Origin of the sequence: Streptomyces sp. DH12, from assembly GCF_020873895.1 — a bacterium.
Taxonomy (GTDB): Bacteria; Actinomycetota; Actinomycetes; order Streptomycetales; family Streptomycetaceae; genus Streptomyces.
Genome location: NZ_JAHWGT010001291.1, coordinates 1 through 428, shown reverse-complemented (window position 1 = coordinate 428; position 428 = coordinate 1). Strand labels below are relative to the sequence as shown.

The following is a 428-nucleotide window of genomic DNA, read 5'->3' as shown; positions in this document are numbered from 1 at the left end:
CCGCTGCGCCGGTCGCCGCACCGGAAGCACCGGACCGCACCGCCGTCCGGGAGCGGCGGTACGACATCGACCTGCTGCGCGTGCTGTGCACCGCCGCCGTCGTGCTGGTGCACGCCTCCGCCGAGGTCATCGACGCGGGCCACCGCTCCACCGGCGGCCTCGGCGACACGGCCGGACGCTTCGCGGTGCCGGTGTTCTTCGCCATGGCCGGCTGGGCCGCGCTCTCCGGCGCGCCCGTGGGCGACGAGACCCGGCTGCTGGCCCGGCTCGGCCGGATCCTGCGCCCGATGGCCGTGTGGACCGCCCTGTACCTGCTGTGCGCGTACCTGACCGGCGGCTCCGGCGCCGGTACGGTCGAGGAGGCGGCGCGGGCCGTCTTCGGGTCCGTCGAGGCGGCCTTCCACCACTGGTACCTCTACGCCTACGTC

At 75.9% G+C, this 428-nt stretch carries 1 protein-coding gene; it reads left to right on the top strand.

All coding sequences use genetic code 11. From position 1 onward, the window contains the following. On the top strand, positions 1-428 hold a 428-nt coding region (locus LPA54_RS39735), incomplete at both ends, for an acyltransferase (protein WP_228985267.1).